The organism is Psychrobacter sp. DD43 (assembly GCF_904846555.1).
Classification (GTDB): Bacteria; Pseudomonadota; Gammaproteobacteria; order Pseudomonadales; family Moraxellaceae; genus Psychrobacter; species Psychrobacter cryohalolentis.
This window is the reverse complement of the sequence record NZ_CAJHBE010000003.1, coordinates 135344-154603: the sequence shown is the minus strand read 5'-3', so window position 1 is coordinate 154603 and position 19260 is coordinate 135344. Positions and strand designations below refer to the sequence as shown.

The 19260-nt window shown below is 42.3% G+C and carries 15 protein-coding genes; 2 read left to right on the top strand and 13 right to left on the bottom strand.

The annotated features are described in order from the left end of the window. Window positions 1-478: 478 nt before the first annotated feature. Window positions 479-1297 (bottom strand): Nif3-like dinuclear metal center hexameric protein, encoded by an 819-nt coding sequence (locus JMX89_RS02660; protein WP_201531329.1) that lies wholly within the window; start codon window positions 1295-1297, stop codon window positions 479-481. Between the two features lie 259 nt (window positions 1298-1556). Here JMX89_RS02660 and JMX89_RS02655 point away from each other — a divergent pair, with 259 nt between their 5' ends. Further along, the gene (locus JMX89_RS02655) at window positions 1557-2885 is read left to right on the top strand and encodes a S1C family serine protease (RefSeq protein ID WP_201531331.1); all 1329 of its coding nucleotides are present in this window, start codon (window positions 1557-1559) and stop codon (window positions 2883-2885) included. A 124-nt stretch (window positions 2886-3009) separates the two neighbouring features. On the opposite strand, the gene yfaE is transcribed toward JMX89_RS02655, so the two are convergent. From yfaE to JMX89_RS02600, 12 genes are all read right to left on the bottom strand, one after another. Further along, window positions 3010-3276 carry a class I ribonucleotide reductase maintenance protein YfaE gene (gene yfaE, locus JMX89_RS02650; protein ID WP_011513453.1) on the bottom strand — a complete coding sequence of 89 codons (267 nt, stop codon included), beginning with the start codon at window positions 3274-3276 and terminating at the stop codon, window positions 3010-3012. 197 nt (window positions 3277-3473) lie between these two features. Further along, the gene (gene nrdB / locus JMX89_RS02645; protein ID WP_201531333.1) at window positions 3474-4607 is read right to left on the bottom strand and encodes a class Ia ribonucleoside-diphosphate reductase subunit beta; all 1134 of its coding nucleotides are present in this window, start codon (window positions 4605-4607) and stop codon (window positions 3474-3476) included. 72 nt (window positions 4608-4679) lie between these two features. After that, window positions 4680-5081 carry a hypothetical protein gene (locus tag JMX89_RS02640; protein ID WP_227672984.1) on the bottom strand — a complete coding sequence of 134 codons (402 nt, stop codon included), beginning with the start codon at window positions 5079-5081 and terminating at the stop codon, window positions 4680-4682. 22 nt (window positions 5082-5103) lie between these two features. Beyond that, window positions 5104-5391: a type II toxin-antitoxin system RelE family toxin gene (locus JMX89_RS02635; protein ID WP_201531335.1), complete on the bottom strand. Its 288-nt coding sequence runs from the start codon at window positions 5389-5391 to the stop codon at window positions 5104-5106. Further along, window positions 5381-5632, bottom strand: a complete 252-nt coding sequence (locus JMX89_RS02630) for a type II toxin-antitoxin system Phd/YefM family antitoxin (protein WP_201531337.1) — start codon at window positions 5630-5632, stop codon at window positions 5381-5383. The genes JMX89_RS02635 and JMX89_RS02630 overlap by 11 nt, the downstream gene beginning before the upstream one ends. A 79-nt stretch (window positions 5633-5711) precedes the next feature. Next, window positions 5712-5837, bottom strand: a complete 126-nt coding sequence (locus JMX89_RS12875) for a hypothetical protein (RefSeq protein ID WP_265088669.1) — start codon at window positions 5835-5837, stop codon at window positions 5712-5714. Window positions 5838-6251: 414 nt separating this feature from the next. Next, on the bottom strand, window positions 6252-7868 hold the full coding sequence (locus tag JMX89_RS02625; protein WP_201531339.1) for a DUF4435 domain-containing protein: 1617 nt from the start codon (window positions 7866-7868) through the stop codon (window positions 6252-6254). A 172-nt stretch (window positions 7869-8040) separates the two neighbouring features. Beyond that, window positions 8041-10317, bottom strand: coding sequence for a class 1a ribonucleoside-diphosphate reductase subunit alpha (gene nrdA / locus JMX89_RS02620; RefSeq protein WP_201531341.1), 2277 nt, complete (start codon window positions 10315-10317; stop codon window positions 8041-8043). A gap of 562 nt (window positions 10318-10879) precedes the next feature. After that, window positions 10880-11239, bottom strand: coding sequence for a YbeD family protein (locus tag JMX89_RS02615; RefSeq protein WP_011513459.1), 360 nt, complete (start codon window positions 11237-11239; stop codon window positions 10880-10882). A 178-nt stretch (window positions 11240-11417) separates the two neighbouring features. Further along, on the bottom strand, window positions 11418-13337 hold the full coding sequence (gene rpoD / locus JMX89_RS02610) for an RNA polymerase sigma factor RpoD (RefSeq protein ID WP_201531343.1): 1920 nt from the start codon (window positions 13335-13337) through the stop codon (window positions 11418-11420). 553 nt (window positions 13338-13890) lie between these two features. Beyond that, window positions 13891-16041 carry a DNA primase gene (locus JMX89_RS02605; RefSeq protein WP_201531345.1) on the bottom strand — a complete coding sequence of 717 codons (2151 nt, stop codon included), beginning with the start codon at window positions 16039-16041 and terminating at the stop codon, window positions 13891-13893. A 178-nt stretch (window positions 16042-16219) separates the two neighbouring features. Next, the gene (locus JMX89_RS02600) at window positions 16220-17299 is read right to left on the bottom strand and encodes an outer membrane protein assembly factor BamD (RefSeq protein WP_011513462.1); all 1080 of its coding nucleotides are present in this window, start codon (window positions 17297-17299) and stop codon (window positions 16220-16222) included. A gap of 806 nt (window positions 17300-18105) precedes the next feature. Here JMX89_RS02600 and JMX89_RS02595 point away from each other — a divergent pair. After that, entirely contained in the window at window positions 18106-19251 is a 1146-nt protein-coding gene (locus JMX89_RS02595; RefSeq protein ID WP_413786909.1) for an RluA family pseudouridine synthase, read from the top strand. The last annotated feature ends 9 nt before the right edge of the window (window positions 19252-19260 follow it).

The window sequence follows — 19260 nt, the reverse complement described above, 5'->3', positions numbered from 1 at the left end:
TAAATAAGACTGATCAATAAAAGCCAATGGTTAAAAAACCATCAGGTAGTTTGCTGTACCGCTATTGCGACACCAAAATAGAAAATATCACCTTACTCAAGAATATATAAGCCGAGGTGAGATTGTATTGATTGCTATCTACAGCCCTATTAAAAAAGTAAAAATAATAGGATTTTAGAGCTCAATCATCATTTTAGTGCCATAACCGGAAGCTGTAATAATGGGGAGTCTCATGACAAGACATTCTTTCTACAGATAGTAATATGCAGATATTCATCTGATTATTCAAGTGTGGTTAAGAAAATTGCGATAAAACTTAACAATAGCACTATAGACGGTAATAGTTTAGCCTGTTTTCTGTCGCATAATTTCGATTTAGTGAATATAAGTTCGTTCTGTAACTGGCAAAAATAGAAGAGACAGGTAAGCAAAAATCTGCTTACCTATCTTTTTTAGGAGAAAAATAAGTTTCTGCTGCTTAAGCAGGATTATCGATATCGATAAATGTCACTGGTAAGTCAAACTGCTGAGCAACAATCCTACCTAAAGCTTCAATGCCGCCGCGTTCTGTTGCATGATGTCCGCAAGCAAAATAATCAATGCCAAGCTCACGGGCAATATGAGTCGTACGTTCTGATATTTCACCAGAAATAAACGCATCACAGCCCATTAATGATGCTTGCTCAATCATATCTTGTGCGCCGCCCGTACAGATACCAATCCGTTCAATTAACCTATTACTGTTATGAGTATCGACGTTATACTCAGCGGCAATATGTAATGGCATGCGCCCCAATGCTTGAGTAATTTGAGCGATAAGGCTTTGAGCACTCTGTGCGGTGCAAATGGCAATATTACCAACCGGATGAGTCTCAGCAGGATACAGTGCCTCGATGATGGTCATGTCTAACGCTGCCGCCAATGTGGCATTGTTACCAATGATGGGGTGGGCATCGAGTGGTAGGTGATAGCCGATCAAGGAGATACCATGTTGCATAAGCTTGCGAATACGCTGACCTTTCATACCAGTCAATGGGGCAGGTTCACCTTTCCAAAAATAGCCATGATGTACCATGATTGCATCAGCATTATCTGCAATGGCGGCATCAATCAATGCTTCACAGGCAGTCACACCAGTAACAATACGCTTAATAGGCCGACCGCCATCTACTTGTAGACCATTCGGTGCATAATCTTTGAACGCAGTCGCTGATAAGTAATCATCGCAAAATTCAGTTAAGGATTGTGCAGTAATAATTGTATTTGATGATGTGATTAAGACATCGTGCGTGCTCATAGTATTCCCTTATCAATGTTTCAATTAATAATTGCAGTAGTTCAAGTATTTATAAATAATGAATTATTTCTCGTGATCACTATTTTAACATGATGCGGCAAAAGAATAGACAAGCCCAATAACTGAAACGGTACACGATGCGCTACCATTGTATTATGAGGACAGCTATAATTTACACATGTGAAAGTGCCTTATATCAAGGCGTACGCCTGATATGGCTTAATACCGATTGTCCATGTGAAATTATAGAGGTTTTTATATGTCGTCATCCCCGAATGCCAAGAACAAGGCTGGTCTCTTAAGGTGGTTACCTTGGATTTTACTGCTATTGGTCACAGCCGCCTTTATTTGGTTATTTGCGAGTATGAAGACAGCATCGGAGGCAAAATGGGAGCCGCCAAAGACCACACCTGCTGAGCAGCAAGCTTCCGAGCCGGTATCGGACTCACCAACGCCTATCGCCTCTTATCATAATGGTGTGGCTCGAGCCTCCCAGTCTGTGGTCAATATCTATACCACGCAGACGATGGCAGAACATCCTTATATGAACGATCCGGTGTTGCGCCGGTTTTTTGAATATCATGGCGCACCGTCAGAAGAGCAAGGCAATACCAACCTAGGTTCAGGCGTTATCGTGTCGGATGATGGTTATATCGTCACCAATGCCCATGTGATCGAAAAAGCCGATGAAATCACCGTTGCTTTTAATGATGGTCGCAAAAGCCGTGCGAAATTAATTGGCACAGACCCAGACAGTGATTTGGCAGTGATTAAAGTCGATATGACTGGGCTTACACCGTTGGGCTTTCGTGAAAAACCGACGCTGGTAGGCGATGTAGCACTAGCGATCGGTAATCCCTTTGGCGTCGGTCAAACCGTTACCCAAGGTATTATTTCAGCGACTGGACGTACAGGTCTTGGGGTCAATAAGTTTGAAGACTTTATTCAAACTGATGCGGCTATCAATCCCGGTAACTCGGGCGGTGCATTGGTTGATGCACGTGGTGAGCTGATTGGTATTAATACTGCCATCTACTCACGCTCTGGTGGCTCTATGGGTATTGGATTTGCTATTCCTACCGCTATCGTTGAGCAAGTGATGAATGCTCTGATCAAAGATGGCAAGGTTAGTCGTGGTTGGCTGGGTATTGAGATACAATCACAGCTGAGAGATCCCACACAGCTCGAATCGTCAACAGGCGTAGAAGTGCTTAACGTGGTTCCTAAGAGCCCAGCTGCTAAGAGCGGTCTAAAAGTTGGCGATATTGTTTTGACCATTGATGGGGTTGAGATGACTGATGCCAATACCTTGATTCAGTATGTCGCTCGTAAAGCACCTAATACCACGCTGCATGCTCAAATCTTACGTCAAGGTAAAAATGCGCAAGTGAAGATATTGCTAGAGGAGCGTCCAGTTGAAGAGCCAGTCACCGTTCCTGTTGTGATTCAAGATGAAACGCTTGGGGGTAATCAGCCACCAAGCTTACAAGCTCCAGAACAAGATACCCCAATGATGTCAGAAGCCGAGCGTGACCGTATGCGTGAAGAGCTTTTATTGCTGTTCGAAAGAGATGGTGCACCTTTGTAAAGAGGGTGTTTACCGATTCTCTGATCTCTAAGAGCAATAAAAAAAAGCGCGCTATCTATAAGATAGCGCGCTTTTTTAATAAGTTTTGATTGATCGAATAGTTAGTAATTTATTGATTTAGCAGCTACTTTTCTATCAGCTCATGATTGACATAAATCACGCCTTGTACTCTACAGCAGCAGGGTAGGATTTCATCTTTTTCAATCATGGCTAAGGGCTCAAAAGGATAATCGATAACATGTGAGCTGGCGATGCGCTTGATGCGGCAGCTGCCACAATAACCTTCTTTACATTGATAATTGATATCATGTCCGGTGCGTAGCAATCCATCAAGCAAGCTTTCGTCATCGTGCAAGTAAAATTGCTTCTTACTCGTCATTACCCAAGTCATAGTTTTATCCTATCTTTTTATAATATGGTCAATCCTAAATAAAATAAGTACAATTATTATAACGTGCTACTGGGATAAATTTTACTTGCTTGCTGTGCCTACGCAGACAGAGGCTGCGCAAAACTTATCCCAGTAGCACTACACTTATTCTATGATGAATCGACTATATTAAAAGCTCAATCTTGAAAAACTATCTTCTATAACTCAAAATCATCAAAATCGCTATCTGATAAATCTGAGTCAATCTGACCAACCAAGTATGAGCTGATTTCTGTTTCTTGTGGGGCAACTTGTACGTTATCAGACGACAACCACGTGTTAATCCACGGAATCGGATTTGATTTAGAGTTCGGGAATGCCACTGGCAAGCCAACCGCCTCCATACGTAAATTGGTGATGTATTCGATATATTGGCACAGAATGTCTTTATTCAGCCCAATCATTGAACCGTCTTTGAACAGATATCCTGCCCATTCTTTTTCTTGCTCAGCCGCTTTGCGGAAGATCTCGATGCTTTCCTCGAAACATTCTTTGGCAATATCGACCATCTCTGGATCATCACGACCGATACGCATGAGGTTAAGGATATGCTGAGTACCCGTTAAATGTAGCGCCTCATCACGAGCGATTAATTTAATAATCTTGGCATTACCTTCCATTAGCTTACGCTCAGCAAAGGCAAATGAGCAAGCAAACGACACATAGAAGCGAATGGCTTCTAGGACATTGACTGCCATCAAGCACAAATAAAGCTGCTTTTTCAGTGATTTTAAATCGATGGTAATTTGCTTACCATTGATCGTATGCGTGCCTGCACCGTATAGGTTATATAGCGATGAGCTGTAATACAAATCATCATAGTACTTGGCGATGTCCGCCGCGCGCCCTAGGATATGCTCGTTCTGCATGATGTCATCAAAGACGATAGCAGGGTCATTGATAATATTACGAATGATATGGGTATAGCTGCGTGAGTGAATGGTCTCAGAAAACGTCCACGTCTCAATCCACGTCTCAAGCTCAGGAATCGATACCAATGGCAGTAGCACGACGTTTGGGCTACGACCTTGGATAGAGTCGAGTAGCGTTTGATACTTTAGGTTACTGATAAAGATATGCTGCTCGTGTGAGGATAGATTGCCATAATCCATACGATCACGTGATACATCGACTTCTTCTGGACGCCAAAAGAACGACAGCTGCTTTTCAATCAATTGCTCAAAGATAGGGTGCTTTTGTTGGTCGTAACGCGCCACGTTGACCGGATTACCAAAAAACATCGGCTCTGTTAGCGCATTGTTTGGCGTTTGGGAAAAAATCGAATAAGTCATGGGACTGCCTTTATCATTGATATGGTTATTAAGTTATAGGGTTTTGACTAGATTTGGTTTGATTGGATTATATTACAAGTGCTCTAAAGATATCTGTTCTGGCGTCTGTCCGTCATTCATATACGCTTTAAACATCTCACTCAGCTCGCTATCGTCCAAACCTTCCAATTCATCGATCGCACTCTTACGCAGCGCACTCAAGCCATCATCATCTGATAGTTGCTGCATTTCTTTCTGTACGTCTTTTTTAGTCCCTCTCTTTATTGGTTTTTTCAATACTTTTGTAGCGACTTTCTTTAATGCTTCTGGTTTTGCTGCTGTGCCTTCGCCTAATTGCTCACGGACGTCTGCGATGTCGACTTCTACTTGTACGATATGCGAGCCACCATCGTTTAGGTCTGAAAATACGTTTGGGATAAACAAACCACCGTCTTTGATGATTGCGGTATATTGCACGTCTATGACCTCCGTCATTTTTATTCTTTGTGTGTTTCGATTATGGTTGGCGTGTCGCCAGACTGTCATATACTTTGTTATTTTCTCTTTTGCCTACTGCTAGCACATAAACCACGACTACATCATCTTTTACGATATACACCAGACGATAACCTATCGTGCGTAGTTTAATTTTATAGGCATCCGTATGTCCCGAAAGTTGTGAAGCAGGAACACGAGGGTTTGACAATCGCTGCTGTAATTTTTTCTTAAACTGCTGCTGAATACTGGGCGCTAACTTTTTCCATTCTTTTAACGCTAAAGGATGAAACTCAAGATTATAAGTCATCCAATGTTACCTTGATAGGTATTTGACCATCATTCATCCGTGCGCTAACGGTTTGGCTTAATCCCATATCGTCCATCGCTTCCATCATGCGTTCAAACATATCTGTTGAAACTAAGTAAGCCACGGGTTTATTGTGGTTTAAAATAGCAATAGACTCACCGTCCGACTGTTTAATCAGTGCCGAAGGGTTATTTTTCAACTCTGAGATACTGGCTGTCTGTTTTGCAAATATCGGTTGCATGATTCATTCTCCGCTAATATTATGCTCTAAATATAGGGCTAATTTTAGCACGAAAATCAGGTCTTATTTGTTACTGTATTCACTTTAAATATTTTGGGTAGCCCATCCCGCCTTCCGCTTGTATCTGCCTAGCCGCTGGCGTGCAGTCTATCGTGTCTGTCCGCATTCCTGTTGTCTCGATACTACGTTCAGCCACGGACTGCATCGCCATCGTCGTTAGCAGGATACCGCTATAGTCGAGGCTAAGAAGCCTTGTTTAGGCGTCGCTTACGCCTCTTAACAACATAAAAGGTTATGGCTGATCTGTAGGGTGCGCCCAGCGCACCATCATCTTTCCTATCTTCGGTGCGCGGGGCGCACCCTACAACTCTTATTAATATCCTATTTGGACGTAGGGTGGGTTAGTTTTATCAAATTCTCGTAGAGCATGAAGATAAGACGTAACCCACCGTTTATGTCACTTTTAAGTATTCGTGGTGGGTTACGCTTTGGCTAACCCACCCTACGGCTCAAACTCATATTGAAAGTAGGTTGGTGTCGAGGAACGAGACCCAACACATTATTTATTCAAATCGTTGGATGTCGCAAGCTTCACCCAACCTACGTGCTGTACAAAAGATTATGCAATTTTTTCCGCAAAATCCCCAAAGTATGGCTTCAAAGCTTGCTTGACTTCTTCCTTATATTCACTATTTACAAGCCTTAATACCATTTTAGCAAGTTCATCTTTCTGCAAACCGAAAATACTACTTATTTGACTGGCTAATGATTTTCTATTATATATTTTCAATAACTTTAGATAGTCACTAGACTCAATTGCCTCAGTAAATAGTGCTTCTTTTTCATTATAAATTTTAGCGACTTCAATGTTATTCGTCAGTGACGATAAAGCCGACTCAAGGTTGTCTTTACCAGTGGCTTTGTCGTTAAAACAGTTCAATTGGAACTTAATTTCACTTGCTACATGTAAGGACACTTGTTTTTCAAGTTCTGACTTTAATTTCTTAATAACAAAGCTTTCAACTGAATTTGAATCCTCATCAGGATCTCTTCCAAGTTTAACACTCACTATTTTTGTCAATTCTGGCACACAAAAAAGATTCTCGATCTCTGCAACCTCTAAAGTATAAACACTATTATTTTTTAAAGATTCTATCTCATTTTCGACTCTTCTATCTCTATCTATAATCCCGTAAACATTAAGATGATGAAGCTGTCCACTTGATTTTAAAGCTTTGACAGTTGAGATAACTTCTGCACATGAACCGCTTGGAATAACTAAAAAATCATCAAGTATCGCTTGGTATAATTTTGAGTCAAAACTACCTTTGACACCTTCAACAAGTACAATAGGTTTTCTGCTACCGAGTATCTCTATTAATAAATTTTCAGGTAATCCATCTACATCTTGAACTAATTCCCAATCCCAGTTTGTTCCATCATAAGATTTAAGCCATATTTTTTGAGAATCAGGTAGAGATACTGCAAAGTCAACATCATGGGTCATATAAACAAAAAGGCAATCTGGTCTTAATTTCTGTATTTCGATCCATAGAGGTGCTTGAATAGACTTATGGAGGTGTATCTCTGGTTCATCAATTATTATTACTCCATTCTCAGGTGCTGCCAAACATTGACCTATAAGATAAAAAACAACTCTTTCACCATCGCTCATCTTTGAAGCAGAATAAGTACTTTTTTCATTACCTACTGCACAGGTTTGAACATTCAATCCATTCAGAATTAATTGTCTATGGGGTAAAACCTCTTCCCAAACTTGTTTAACTAAATCTAGTTTAGTTATAGGAGCCACTACTTTATTTGAAGTACGCTTAGATTCGTTTAGATATTTTGCACTTTCATCTGTAAACTCTGAAAACAAATAAACCATTAGTTTATCGAAATCATTAAGAAGGAACGTAGCTGGTAAATTTCCCCAACGATAACCTTTTTTGTAAGCATTATAGTTTGATATATTGGAATCTTGGTGTCCATGTAATAGTTCATTTTCAGCCAGTTCAATTGATTTGGGCATAACATTGTCTGGCATTGTTAATGACTTTTGCGCAGATATACGATGCACTTTTCCTTTCTGTGAAGAATCCATCTCAATCCATGTACCGAGTCTTGTCTTACCTGAACCGTTTGCACCGATTAGGACTAAGCTTTGAGGACATTCAATTGCTTCAATTTCATCATTTTTTCTAGGTAGATTTAAAACAAATGGTTCTGTCATAGGTTTTTGCCTCTATATTTTTAAAGATAGCATATAGAATTTTCTTCATATACTATCTTGTCGAATCATAATCAATCAGCCATTTTAATTGTTTAAGGTGGATAAGACATTTGATGTTTCAATACACCCTACGACTAACTTCGGACAGAGAAAACACCATTTGTTTAAAAACCTAAATCTTACAAGCCCCGCCAGCACAATCATCTTCCATATCCGCTTGGGCATCGTTCGCACCATCACGTGTGTTGTGGTAATACAACGTCTTCACACCAAGCTTATACGCGTTTAGCAAGTCTTTAAGCAATATCTTCATTGGTACACGACCACCTTCATAACGAACGGGATCGTAGTTGGTGTTGGCAGAGATACTTTGATCGACGAACTTTTGCATGATAGCGACCAGCTTGATATAGCCGTCATTGTTCGGCATTTGCCATAGTAGCTCGTACTGATCTTTTAAGGTAGCAATCTCAGGCACGACTTGCTTTAAGATACCATCTTTTGACGCTTTGATAGACACCAGACCACGTGGCGGCTCGATACCGTTAGTCGCATTGGCGATCTGACTAGAGGTCTCAGACGGCATCAAGGCGGTTAGGGTAGAGTTACGCAGACCGTGAGTGGTGATTTCAGTGCGTAGCGTTTCCCAATCGAGATGTAGCGGCTCTTGGCAGATTTGATCCAAGTCTTTTTTGTACGTATCAATCGGCAAGATACCTTGTGAGTACGTCGTCTCATTGAACGCAGGGCAAGCGCCTTGCTCTTTTGCCAATTTGTTTGACGCTTTCAAGAGATAAAATTGCAATGCTTCAAACGTTTGATGCGTCAGACCAAGCGCGCTGTCGTCTGAATAGCGTACGCCATTCTTAGCCAAGTAATAAGCATAGTTAATCACGCCCACACCTAGAGTACGACGACGCATGCTGCCGTTTTGAGCGGCTTTTACTGGGTAGTCTTGATAGTCGAGCAGAGCATCAAGCGCACGGACGATGAGTTCTGCTGGCTCTTCGATATCGCTGACGTTTTCAACTTTACCCAAGTTGACCGCTGATAGTGTACAAAGGGCGATTTCGCCTTCTTCGTCATTGATGTTATCAAGTGGTTTGGTCGGTAGGGCGATTTCCATACATAGGTTTGACTGGCGAATTGGCGCAACAGTCGGGTCAAATGGGCTATGGGTGTTGCAATGATCGACGTTTTGGATGTAGATACGACCCGTGCTGGCACGCTCTTGCATCATTAAGCTGAACAAATCTGCTGCTGGGATTTGACGGCTACGAATAGTAGGGTCATTTTCGTACTTGGTATATAGCTCTTCAAACTTGTCTTGATCTTCAAAGAACGCATCATACAAGCCCGGCGTGTCGCCTGGTGAGAATAGCGAGATGTCTTGACCTTTAATCAAACGGGTATACATGGTTTTGTTTAGCTGGACGCCGTAGTCCATGTGACGGACACGGTTGTCTTCGACGCCGCGGTTGTTTTTCAATACTAAGAGCGACTCAACTTCTAAATGCCATAATGGGTAAAATAACGTCGCTGCACCGCCACGGACGCCGCCTTGTGAGCAGCATTTAACAGCAGTTTGGAACAATTTATAGAATGGGATACAACCAGTGTGCTGTGCTTCGCCGCCACGGATAGGGCTACCAAGGGCACGGATACGACCCGCGTTGATGCCGATACCAGCACGCTGTGACACATAGCGTACGATGGCGCTGGTGGTGGCGTTGATTGAGTCTAGGCTATCACCACATTCGATCAATACACACGAGCTAAACTGGCGCGATGGCGTACGCACACCAGACATGATAGGGGTTGGTAGTGAGATTTTGAATTCTGAAGTCGCATCATAGAAACGCTTCACATAGTTCATACGCTCTGACTTTTCGTAACGGCTAAACAAGCACATCCCAACCAACATGTACAAAAACTGTGGGCTTTCATACACGGTTTTGCTAACGCGATCTTGGACGAGGTATTTACCTGCCATTTGCTCAACAGCTGCATAAGCCAGATTCATATCGCGCCAGTGATCTAGATACTCTTCTAATTCATCAAATTCCGCACGGCTATAATCGGCTAGGATATGCTGATCATATTTACCAGCATCAGTAAGCTTTTTGACATGATCATAAAGGTGCGGCGGGGTGAATTTATTATAAGCAATTTTACGTAAATGGAAGATGGCCAAGCGCGCGGCTAAATACTGATAGTCAGGCGTATCTTCAGAGATAAGATCTGCTGCTGACTTGATAATGGTTTCATGAATATCGCGAGTTTTGATGCCTTCATAAAACTGAATGTGTGATTTTAGCTCCACTTGTGACACCGACACATTATCTAAACCGTGAGCTGCCCACTCGATAACCTTGTGAATTTTATCTAACTCGATAGGCTCTAAACGTCCATCACGTTTGGTTACTTGGATTTTATCGATATGTGTCATGCTGACCTCGTAAGTTGATTGCTTAATAGTTATTTACTGAATGACTTATTAGTGATGCTGCGCGGTGTAAGGACGCCAAGCATGCTTTATAACGCGATATATATGCTCATGATAGAGTGTTTTTTTGAGGCAAAAGCTAGCCACGGCTCATGGTGATGCTTAAAATCACTGAGCACTACATATAGCGTGTTTGTTAATAGGTGGACACAATATAGCGGGAAAATTTTGAAAATGCTATATTGATTTTAGCGGCAAACTATGTTGCTGAGGGCTTATGCGTTGTCCGAATTTGGGCAAAGGACGATGGCATAAGGGTTAGACGCAAATGAGCTTAATAATAAATTTTTTGTAAAAATATAATCACTCTTTGCTTTTTATTTTCTCGTAAATTGTTGACTAATAAAAGCAGTCACGGCAATAATAATGCGGGCGCAGATTGTACATCAAACCACAAAAAATCGCCACCCAAATGAGTGACGATTGTCATTATCTTCAGTGAATTTACGCCCATGATAGTAGGATTTGATAGAGGGCAGCAAGAGACTGTCAACCCTATCATAAGTTACATCACAATGCGTACCGTCTTAGCCGCATCAAGAGACGCATATAGGGTATTGACTTGCTCAGCAGTCGTTAAGTATAAGTTCACCCGTATAGAATGAAAGCGTCCTGTTTTTGAAGGTTTGACTTGCATAGACGCTAAGTCAAAATCAGGAAACTGGCTGCCTAAAATGAGTTTGACTTCGTTCAACAAAGTCTCATGTTCACCTTCATTACCGATAATACTCATCGGGTAATTCATCGGAAAATCCCACAACTCAGGATTTTGAATGTCGGTTTTTTTGCCTTTAATTTTGTCATTGCCTAACGATATTTGAGAGACGTTGACATCTTTTTTAGGATTTTGTTGATTATCGCTCATGGGTGAGTCCTTAGTACTATTTTATAATGGGGCTTGAGTCTTAAAATTGGCTAGTATTTTAACAAACGACTATCGATTAACCACAAAAAAGCTGAGACGCGCTCAGCTTTTGGGCTATATATATCTACGATATATAAAGAGAGTATGCTAAAAAGCTACTGTCTTTATAAGGGGCTTATCAATCATTTTCAAGGAAAGAGCGCAGATGCTCAGAGCGTGATGGATGACGTAATTTACGCAATGCTTTTGCTTCAATCTGACGAATACGCTCACGCGTCACATCAAACTGCTTACCAACTTCTTCTAAAGTATGGTCGGTCGGCATATCGATACCAAAACGCATTTTGAGCACGCGTGCTTCACGCTCAGTCAAGTTGCCTAATACATCACGCGTCGCTTCACGTAAACCAGCAGCCGTCGCATCGTCAACAGGGCTTGAGATCGTACCATCTTCGATAAAATCACCTAGGTGCGAGTCTTCATCATCACCGATTGGCGTCTCCATTGAGATAGGCTCTTTGGCGATTTTTAGTACTTTACGAACTTTGGCTTCGTCCATCTCTAAGCGTTCGCCTAATTCCTCAGGCGTTGGCTCGCGTCCCATTTCTTGTAGCAATTGACGAGAGACACGATTGATCTTATTAATCGTCTCAATCATATGCACAGGGATACGGATGGTACGTGCTTGGTCAGCGATAGAGCGGGTGATTGCCTGACGAATCCACCAAGTCGCATAGGTCGAGAACTTATAACCACGGCGATATTCAAATTTATCGACGGCTTTCATCAAGCCGATGTTACCTTCTTGGATCAGATCCAAGAACTGTAGACCACGGTTGGTATATTTTTTGGCAATAGAAATAACCAGACGTAGGTTAGCCTCGACCATCTCTTTTTTGGCACGGCGGGCTTTGGCTTCACCAATAGCCATACGGCGCGCCACATCTTTCATATCGTGGATTTCCATCTCGAGCTTATGCTCGTAATCACGGATAGCACGTTGTAACAAGATAACATCGTCGGCGACTTTCTCTAACGTGGCAGCAAAAGCAGGCTTACCTTTAATACGCTCAATCAACCAATCAACGTTGGTTTCATTACTTGGAAAAGTCTTACGGAACTCTTCGCGCGGCATACGACCACGGCGAATCACCAAGCGCATGATTTGACGCTCATGCTTACGCACGTCGTCATAGACGTCATGCATGATGGCCATGACTTGATCAGATAGACGGTTATTCAGCTTTAGCATCATAAAGCGGCTAGCCAGTTGCTCATAAGCTTCATTGGCTTGGGTGCTACCACGACCATAATCAAGTAAGGCTTGCTTGGCTTTAATAAATAGATGCTCGATCTCTTCTAGACGCAGGCGTACTTCTTCTGGATCGATACCGCTGGTTTCTTCTTCAGCGTCCTCTTCCACTTCCTCGTCGTCGTCCTCGTCATCATCAAGCCCAGATTTTACTTTGGCTTTTTCTTTGATGATCGGCGGGTTTTCTTTTTCTTCTTTGATGCGCTCGCGTTCTTCCTTCGCTGCTTCTTTGGCTTCTTGAGCAGCGATTTTGTCTTCTTCGGTTTCAGGGTCTAAGAAACCAGTGATAACGTCAGAAAGTTTTTTCTCGCCATCTTGGACTTTTTGATACTCGTCAAGGACGAACTGTACCGTACCCGGCCAGTAAGACATGGCATGCTGTACGTCACGAATACCTTCTTCGATACGCTTGGCAATGGCAATCTCGCCTTCGCGCGTTAATAGATCAACCGTACCCATTTCACGCATATACATACGCACAGGGTCAGTGGTGCGACCAGGTTCGGTTTCAACAGAAGCTAGTACCGCTGCTGCCTCATCCGCTGCCATGTCATCATCACTTGAATCATCGTTCATCAAGATGTCATCGGCATCAGGCGCAGATTCAAAGATTTTGATGCCAACGTCGGTTAGCATTTGTACAATATCTTCGATCTGATCGCTTTCGGTAATAGAGTCGGGCAGTTGGTCATTCACCTCAGCATAGGTTAAATACCCTTGCTCTTTACCCATTTGGATTAAGGTGGCCAGTTGAGATGTGGACTTAGAAACTGACTTATCGTTCATAAATACTCGCTTACTTGCATCGGACATTTTTATATTGTGACTGGCTATCGCTCGCTGGGTGCGTTGATCTTATCAATCGATTGATCAAAATATGGCGTAAAGGTAGTCAATAATATCAAAAATGAGTGGATATGAATAAAGGCTCAAAATACTACAATTACAATGTTATAAAACCGCTAACGCTCAAAAATTTTCAAAAGGCTAATACCTAAAAATAAATATTTTAAAATACGCTTTAACGATAACATTTAAAAATTTATACCTAAAACTGTGCTCAATCATACGGGCGTATCATCATTTTGTCGTTATTCATTAAGCCATGCTATAAATAGTTAGCGACATAGTTTAACACAGACCAGTGTAATCAAGCACGAGGTAGTGATATCTACCGACTGTTTTTTACTGATTATTTACCAGCTATTCCATGTTAAACATAGTTTTAATAACAGGCAGTTTTAATAAGCTAAGACAACAGTGCATAATCATTAATAGTGGGGACAATGTCGACCCTTTTAAAGGGCAGCTGTTTTATAAATAAAATCTAATAATCATATTAAGATTTAACCGTCGCCATTTGGGCCGATTGTTCTGCTTGCTGCGCACGTAACCAGTCATTTAATAACTGGGATTGTTTGCGGACAATCGCCAGTTTTATGTTGTCAGGGTTTTTAATCAAATCTTGTGTTTTCTTCTTCATATGGCGTTCAATCAGTTGGCTGACCAACTCTTCGACCAAACCATCGAGGCTCAAGATATTACGACTGGTCAGGGCTTTATAGAAGCTGCTCCAATCACGACTAAGCGTCTCTTGCGTCAAGGGTTTGACGTTAGAGAGAATAAAGTGCGCCGCCGCATTGGCATCTTTTGGCAAATATTTCAGGCAGCGCTTAATAGTGCTGACGACATCAAGTAATGCCGTGTCCTGCATATCTTCCCAAGCCAGCGGGCGTAAAACATCAGCCGAGGCTTTTTGCTTAAGATGAGCGGGCAGGTGTAGGTCATTAATACCGGCTTGTTGCCAAATGGCTTCGATAGGATCATCAATCAAGGCACGCGGCTGGAATACAAAGCACAGTTGAAGCTGCTGACTGATGGTCATCTCACCATCAAAATCTAGTAGGGCATCTTTGGCTTCGATGTTTTGGCTACGTTTGCCGCCAAGCTTTTGATAAATGTCATTATTGAGCAGGTAGCGGAAACTACTGCCTTTTGGTAAGGCAGTAGTCAAGGCGCGTACTTGTGACATGAGCTTGGCTTTGCCTTCAACCAAACTCAAATCATGACGCTCACTGAGATAGGCAAAGATATACTGTGATAGCGGCATGGCGTTGGTGATCTGCTCACGCATGGCATCCGCGCCCTGACTTTTTATAAAGGTATCAGGGTCGTGATTGTTGGGCAGCGTCAAAAAACGCAGCTCTTTTTCATCACTGAGCACCGGTAGCGCCACTTCAAGCGTACGCCAAGCGGCTTTTTGTCCGGCGCTATCACCATCAAAACTTAAGGTTAATGTTGGATTTAGCGTTAATAGACGTGAGATTTGACTCTCATTAATTGCCGTGCCCATCGATGCAATAGCACCATAAATACCGACTTGATATAGGGCAATGACATCCATATAGCCTTCGACTACTAGCCAGTCATTTGCACGTTTTTGGCGTGATTCATAATAACCATAGAGTACATGCTGCTTATGAAAGACGGGCGAGTCAGAGGAGTTGATATATTTGGGCTTTACCTCATCATCAAGCGCACGACCACCAAAACCAATCGTACGCCCTTGATTGTCTCGAATAGGGAAAATAACCCGATCACGAAGTAGGTCATAATCGCGTCCAGATTCTGAGCGCCGTACTAAGCCAAGCGCTTTGAGACCTTCGATATCTTGTGGAAATTGATGCTCAAGATGTTGCCAACCAAAAGGCGCGTAGCCCAAGCCAAAAGTTTCGAAGATTTCATCGCTAATACCGCGCGATAAGAAGTAATGCTTAGCATGAGGGTGAATACTGAGATTATGTTGATAAAACTGCTGTATCTGCTCTAGCAGCTCATATAAGTTGCCATCTTTATCAGAGATACTATTATCATTGTAGAGAGCAGTATTATCATCACCGGTTAACCATGCAGGCGGATAGCCATTGTCATCTTGATAATGAGCATCATAGCCATCCATTACATAAGGGACGGCATCGTAAGTATCTAACGGTGGGTAATTGTCATAACTATGGTGGTCATCATAAATTGGCGGCTGGGTATCATCAGCTGGCATGATTATGGATGACTGATTATTGGTTACTGGCTGACTATCATTTTTTTGCAGATGCGTTGCCGATGTTGCTGGCTTAATAGCAGATTTTGGCATGGATTTTAGTTTAACTGGGGCACGCTGATAGCTGACGTTTTGCTGTTCTTCTTTTGGCACCTCGATGCCAGTCTGCTTGGACAGCTCATTGACCGCTTCGATAAAAGTGAGGTTTTCATAATCACGTAAAAAACTGATGGCATTGCCACCGACGCTACAGCCAAAGCAGTGATAGATGTTTTTTTGTGGATTGACATAAAAAGACGGCGACTTTTCACCATGAAAAGGACAGCAGCCTTTAAACTCACTACCAGCACGTTTAAGCGTAGTATGACGCCCAATGATACTGACTAAATCAGCTTGGCTATTTAATTGTTCAAGAATGTGATTTGGGATACTCATGCGAAAAACAGTTTACCATAGGTGCAATATTGTTGATGCTCAAAATAATGCAAAAAATAAAACAGAAAAAATAAGGCCAACCGTATCGTTGACCTTATTTTTAGTTGACGTCTGACGCCATGACAGCGTTATTGATTAAAGCGCATAAACGCTCTTAATCAATCATACCAAAATACGATTAATTGCTATCGGTCATATCGATGCTGTCATTTTCAACCGCCCCTAAGCGTACACGGCGATTGTCATCAGTCAGACGCAGCGGAGAAGTGCTGCTTGGCGCTGCTGTATTTGCCGCATTGTCGCTTGGCAATCTCAGTTGAGTGGCATTGCGAATGACTTGAGTTTTGGTCGCACCGCTATAATTGCCAGTCGAAACTGTGGTGTCTTTATCAAAACGACTCAGCTGTCCAAAAGTTAGTTTGTTCACTAGAGAACGCTCACGTTTGGTATTGAGCTTGACACGTCCATCAGCGCTTAGCATGTTCGGATAGTTAATTTGCAATAAAGTTTTATACTCGTTTGCTAAATCAGTTAGACCTAATTTTTCATGGCTATAAGCAAGGACGGCAATCGCATCTGGCACAGATTCGCTGAGTGGATAATATTGAAAGACCCATTTGGCACGATTGACAGCAGCCACATAAGCTTCACGCTCAATATACCAATTAGCAGCGCTCATCTCACTTTCGGCAAACTGATTATAAATAAAAGTCATGCGCTGAGCGGCATCAGGTGCGTAAGGACTGTTTGGGTATTTGTTCAACAGCTCTTGGAAATTGGCGAAAGCAATACGGTAGTAAGCAGTATCGCGCTCTGCTTGATTGAGCTTAAACAGTTTCAAACCTTCAGACGAGCCTTGCATATTGGCAACGCCGCGCACATAGTAAGCGTAGCTCACTTGCGGGTTAGACGGGTACAGACGAATGAACTGCTCAGCACTGGCAGCCGCAGTTTCATATTTACCACTGGCATATTGTGCATACATCATATCGAGCAAAGATTGCTCGGCATATTGTCCAGTCGGATAAAAAGTGCGCAAGTTGGTTAAGTCTTCGATCGCTTGGGTATAGCGACCTTTATCAATCTGAGCAATCGCGTCATTATAGTACGCTTGCTCTGACTTCTCAGCAGTGACCACTGCATCCACGTCTTTACCGCCGGTGAGGTTTTTAAAGGTTTGACAACCCACTAAGTTGACACTTAGGGCAAGTAAAGTGATTGAGGACAGTTTGATAAACGTATTGCCAACAGCTTGCATACTTCTTCTCCGACACAAGACGTATAATAGCAGCGACGCTATCATACTATTTAGTAGATTGATGATAAAAAACGATGCTTGGTGCATCAATAATGGTCTATCATTTTACATGCCAATCACTAAGCATGCGTATTATCGTTATAAAAACATGCTCATTAAAAAACATAGTTATTAATTTATTAAAAATTTACTCTGTAAACATGTTACGCAATAAGGCGTGCATCACATGTAAAGCTTATATAAAAGAGCTGCAATAACGACACAGTGCCATAGCATACAGCAAAACATGGCTTACTTTATAGAATAACATTTGCTGCGTCTATTTTTTCATGAGCTATTTTGTAGTTAGGCGCACCGCTGGCTTATTCTATAATGCGTTTTTATTCAGTGATACCTTAAGTATATTCCAATAATATAGTACAACGTCTGAATCGCCACGCTTATCAGGATTCGTGCCCGCTAGTTTAGCATGAGCGGTTGCAACGGGCGATATTCAATAGTGCTGACAGTGACAAATATACAGTAAATTACAGCCATGTTATATTTTAGAGAGATAATGAGTGTTATAAATTGCCAGATAACACGCAGCTTCTATAGGGCTTAAACGCTCAGCATGTTACACTAGAGCCATATTATGACCATTTTTGACCACGATTATTATTTATGGTCTATAAGTGCCAATCTGTTTTCTTATGAAGTTCTCCGACTGAACATTGTTAGAGGCTTTACTATATATAAATCTGCTATGAATACATGATGCTATGACTACCAATTTACCCGCGAACCAATCCACTGAAGATTCATCAATGACAGACTTATCAACGCAAGGTTCACCTGTGCCAGAATCCACGATACCCAATGAATTATTAACCATTAATGAGCAATTTGACGAGCATTTGGACGATGATAACGTGTCAGATGATGAGCTGCTTAATGACGAAGACGAGCATGGCGATGATGAAGTCTCGGTCGCAGGGCAATCTGTGCCTGTTGTGGTTGACGTGAAGCATACGGTCATAGAAGACGAAGCAGGTTTGCGTATTGATAAACTGGCATCAAAAATATTTACCGATTTTTCACGTGTTCAGTTACAAGGCTGGGTAAGTGATGGCAGCTTGCTTTATAACGGTAGCATACAAAAACCTAAGATCCGTGTTAAAGCTGGCGATATCTTGCATCTGTCAACGACTTTAGAGCAGCATAGTGAGGATCAGCCAGAAGATATCGCAATCGACGTGGTTTATGAAGATGATGACGTATTGGTCATCAATAAGCCAGTCGGCATGGTTGTGCATCCAGGTGCCGGTAATCAAACAGGCACTTTGGTAAACGCGCTATTGTATCACTATCCGCAGCAGCACCATTTGCCGCGTGCAGGCTTAGTCCACCGTATTGATAAAGATACTTCAGGGCTATTGTTGATTGGTAAAACAAAACCCGCACAGCTGGCACTGATGGAGCAGCTAAAGGACAAGTCAGTGTATCGTCATTACCAATGTGTGGTCGCAGGGGATGCAGCGAGTCTATCTCGTCATCGCCGTATTGATGCGCCCATTGGACGCCATCGTAATCAGCGTACCAAAATGACGGTGATGACGGCAGGACGCGAAGCTGTGACTCACCTATTGAATGTAACCGCGCTTAATGGTAACTATTGTTTGTTGGATATAGGGCTTGAGACAGGGCGTACGCATCAGATTCGTGTGCATCTGAGTCATATTACTTATCCTATTGTTGGTGATAGAGTCTATGGCGGTCGTCGTCAGCTACGTGCTGGTCTAACAGAAGCGCAGCGTCAAGCGATTAATAACTTCCCGCGTCAAGCACTCCATGCTTATACGTTGGGTTTCGTTCATCCAACGACTGGTGAAGACGTTGAGGTCACTACACCAATGCCTGAAGATATGCAGCAGCTAATGGCAGTATTAAGTGACGGCTATGATGAAGAATAAGCGATAATG

Bases quoted from the DNA above. Each gene is read 5' to 3' on its own strand.
- JMX89_RS02660 (WP_201531329.1), bottom strand. From the start codon at position 1,297: ATGAGCACGCACGATGTCTTAATCACATCATCAAATACAATTATTACT.
- JMX89_RS02655 (WP_201531331.1), top strand. From the start codon at position 1,557: ATGTCGTCATCCCCGAATGCCAAGAACAAGGCTGGTCTCTTAAGGTGG.
- yfaE (WP_011513453.1), bottom strand. From the start codon at position 3,276: ATGACTTGGGTAATGACGAGTAAGAAGCAATTTTACTTGCACGATGAC.
- nrdB (WP_201531333.1), bottom strand. From the start codon at position 4,607: ATGACTTATTCGATTTTTTCCCAAACGCCAAACAATGCGCTAACAGAG.
- JMX89_RS02640 (WP_227672984.1), bottom strand. From the start codon at position 5,081: ATGACGGAGGTCATAGACGTGCAATATACCGCAATCATCAAAGACGGT.
- JMX89_RS02635 (WP_201531335.1), bottom strand. From the start codon at position 5,391: ATGACTTATAATCTTGAGTTTCATCCTTTAGCGTTAAAAGAATGGAAA.
- JMX89_RS02630 (WP_201531337.1), bottom strand. From the start codon at position 5,632: ATGCAACCGATATTTGCAAAACAGACAGCCAGTATCTCAGAGTTGAAA.
- JMX89_RS12875 (WP_265088669.1), bottom strand. From the start codon at position 5,837: ATGCAGTCCGTGGCTGAACGTAGTATCGAGACAACAGGAATGCGGACA.
- JMX89_RS02625 (WP_201531339.1), bottom strand. From the start codon at position 7,868: ATGACAGAACCATTTGTTTTAAATCTACCTAGAAAAAATGATGAAATT.
- nrdA (WP_201531341.1), bottom strand. From the start codon at position 10,317: ATGACACATATCGATAAAATCCAAGTAACCAAACGTGATGGACGTTTA.
- JMX89_RS02615 (WP_011513459.1), bottom strand. From the start codon at position 11,239: ATGAGCGATAATCAACAAAATCCTAAAAAAGATGTCAACGTCTCTCAA.
- rpoD (WP_201531343.1), bottom strand. From the start codon at position 13,337: ATGAACGATAAGTCAGTTTCTAAGTCCACATCTCAACTGGCCACCTTA.
- JMX89_RS02605 (WP_201531345.1), bottom strand. From the start codon at position 16,041: ATGAGTATCCCAAATCACATTCTTGAACAATTAAATAGCCAAGCTGAT.
- JMX89_RS02600 (WP_011513462.1), bottom strand. From the start codon at position 17,299: ATGCAAGCTGTTGGCAATACGTTTATCAAACTGTCCTCAATCACTTTA.
- JMX89_RS02595 (WP_413786909.1), top strand. From the start codon at position 18,106: ATGACAGACTTATCAACGCAAGGTTCACCTGTGCCAGAATCCACGATA.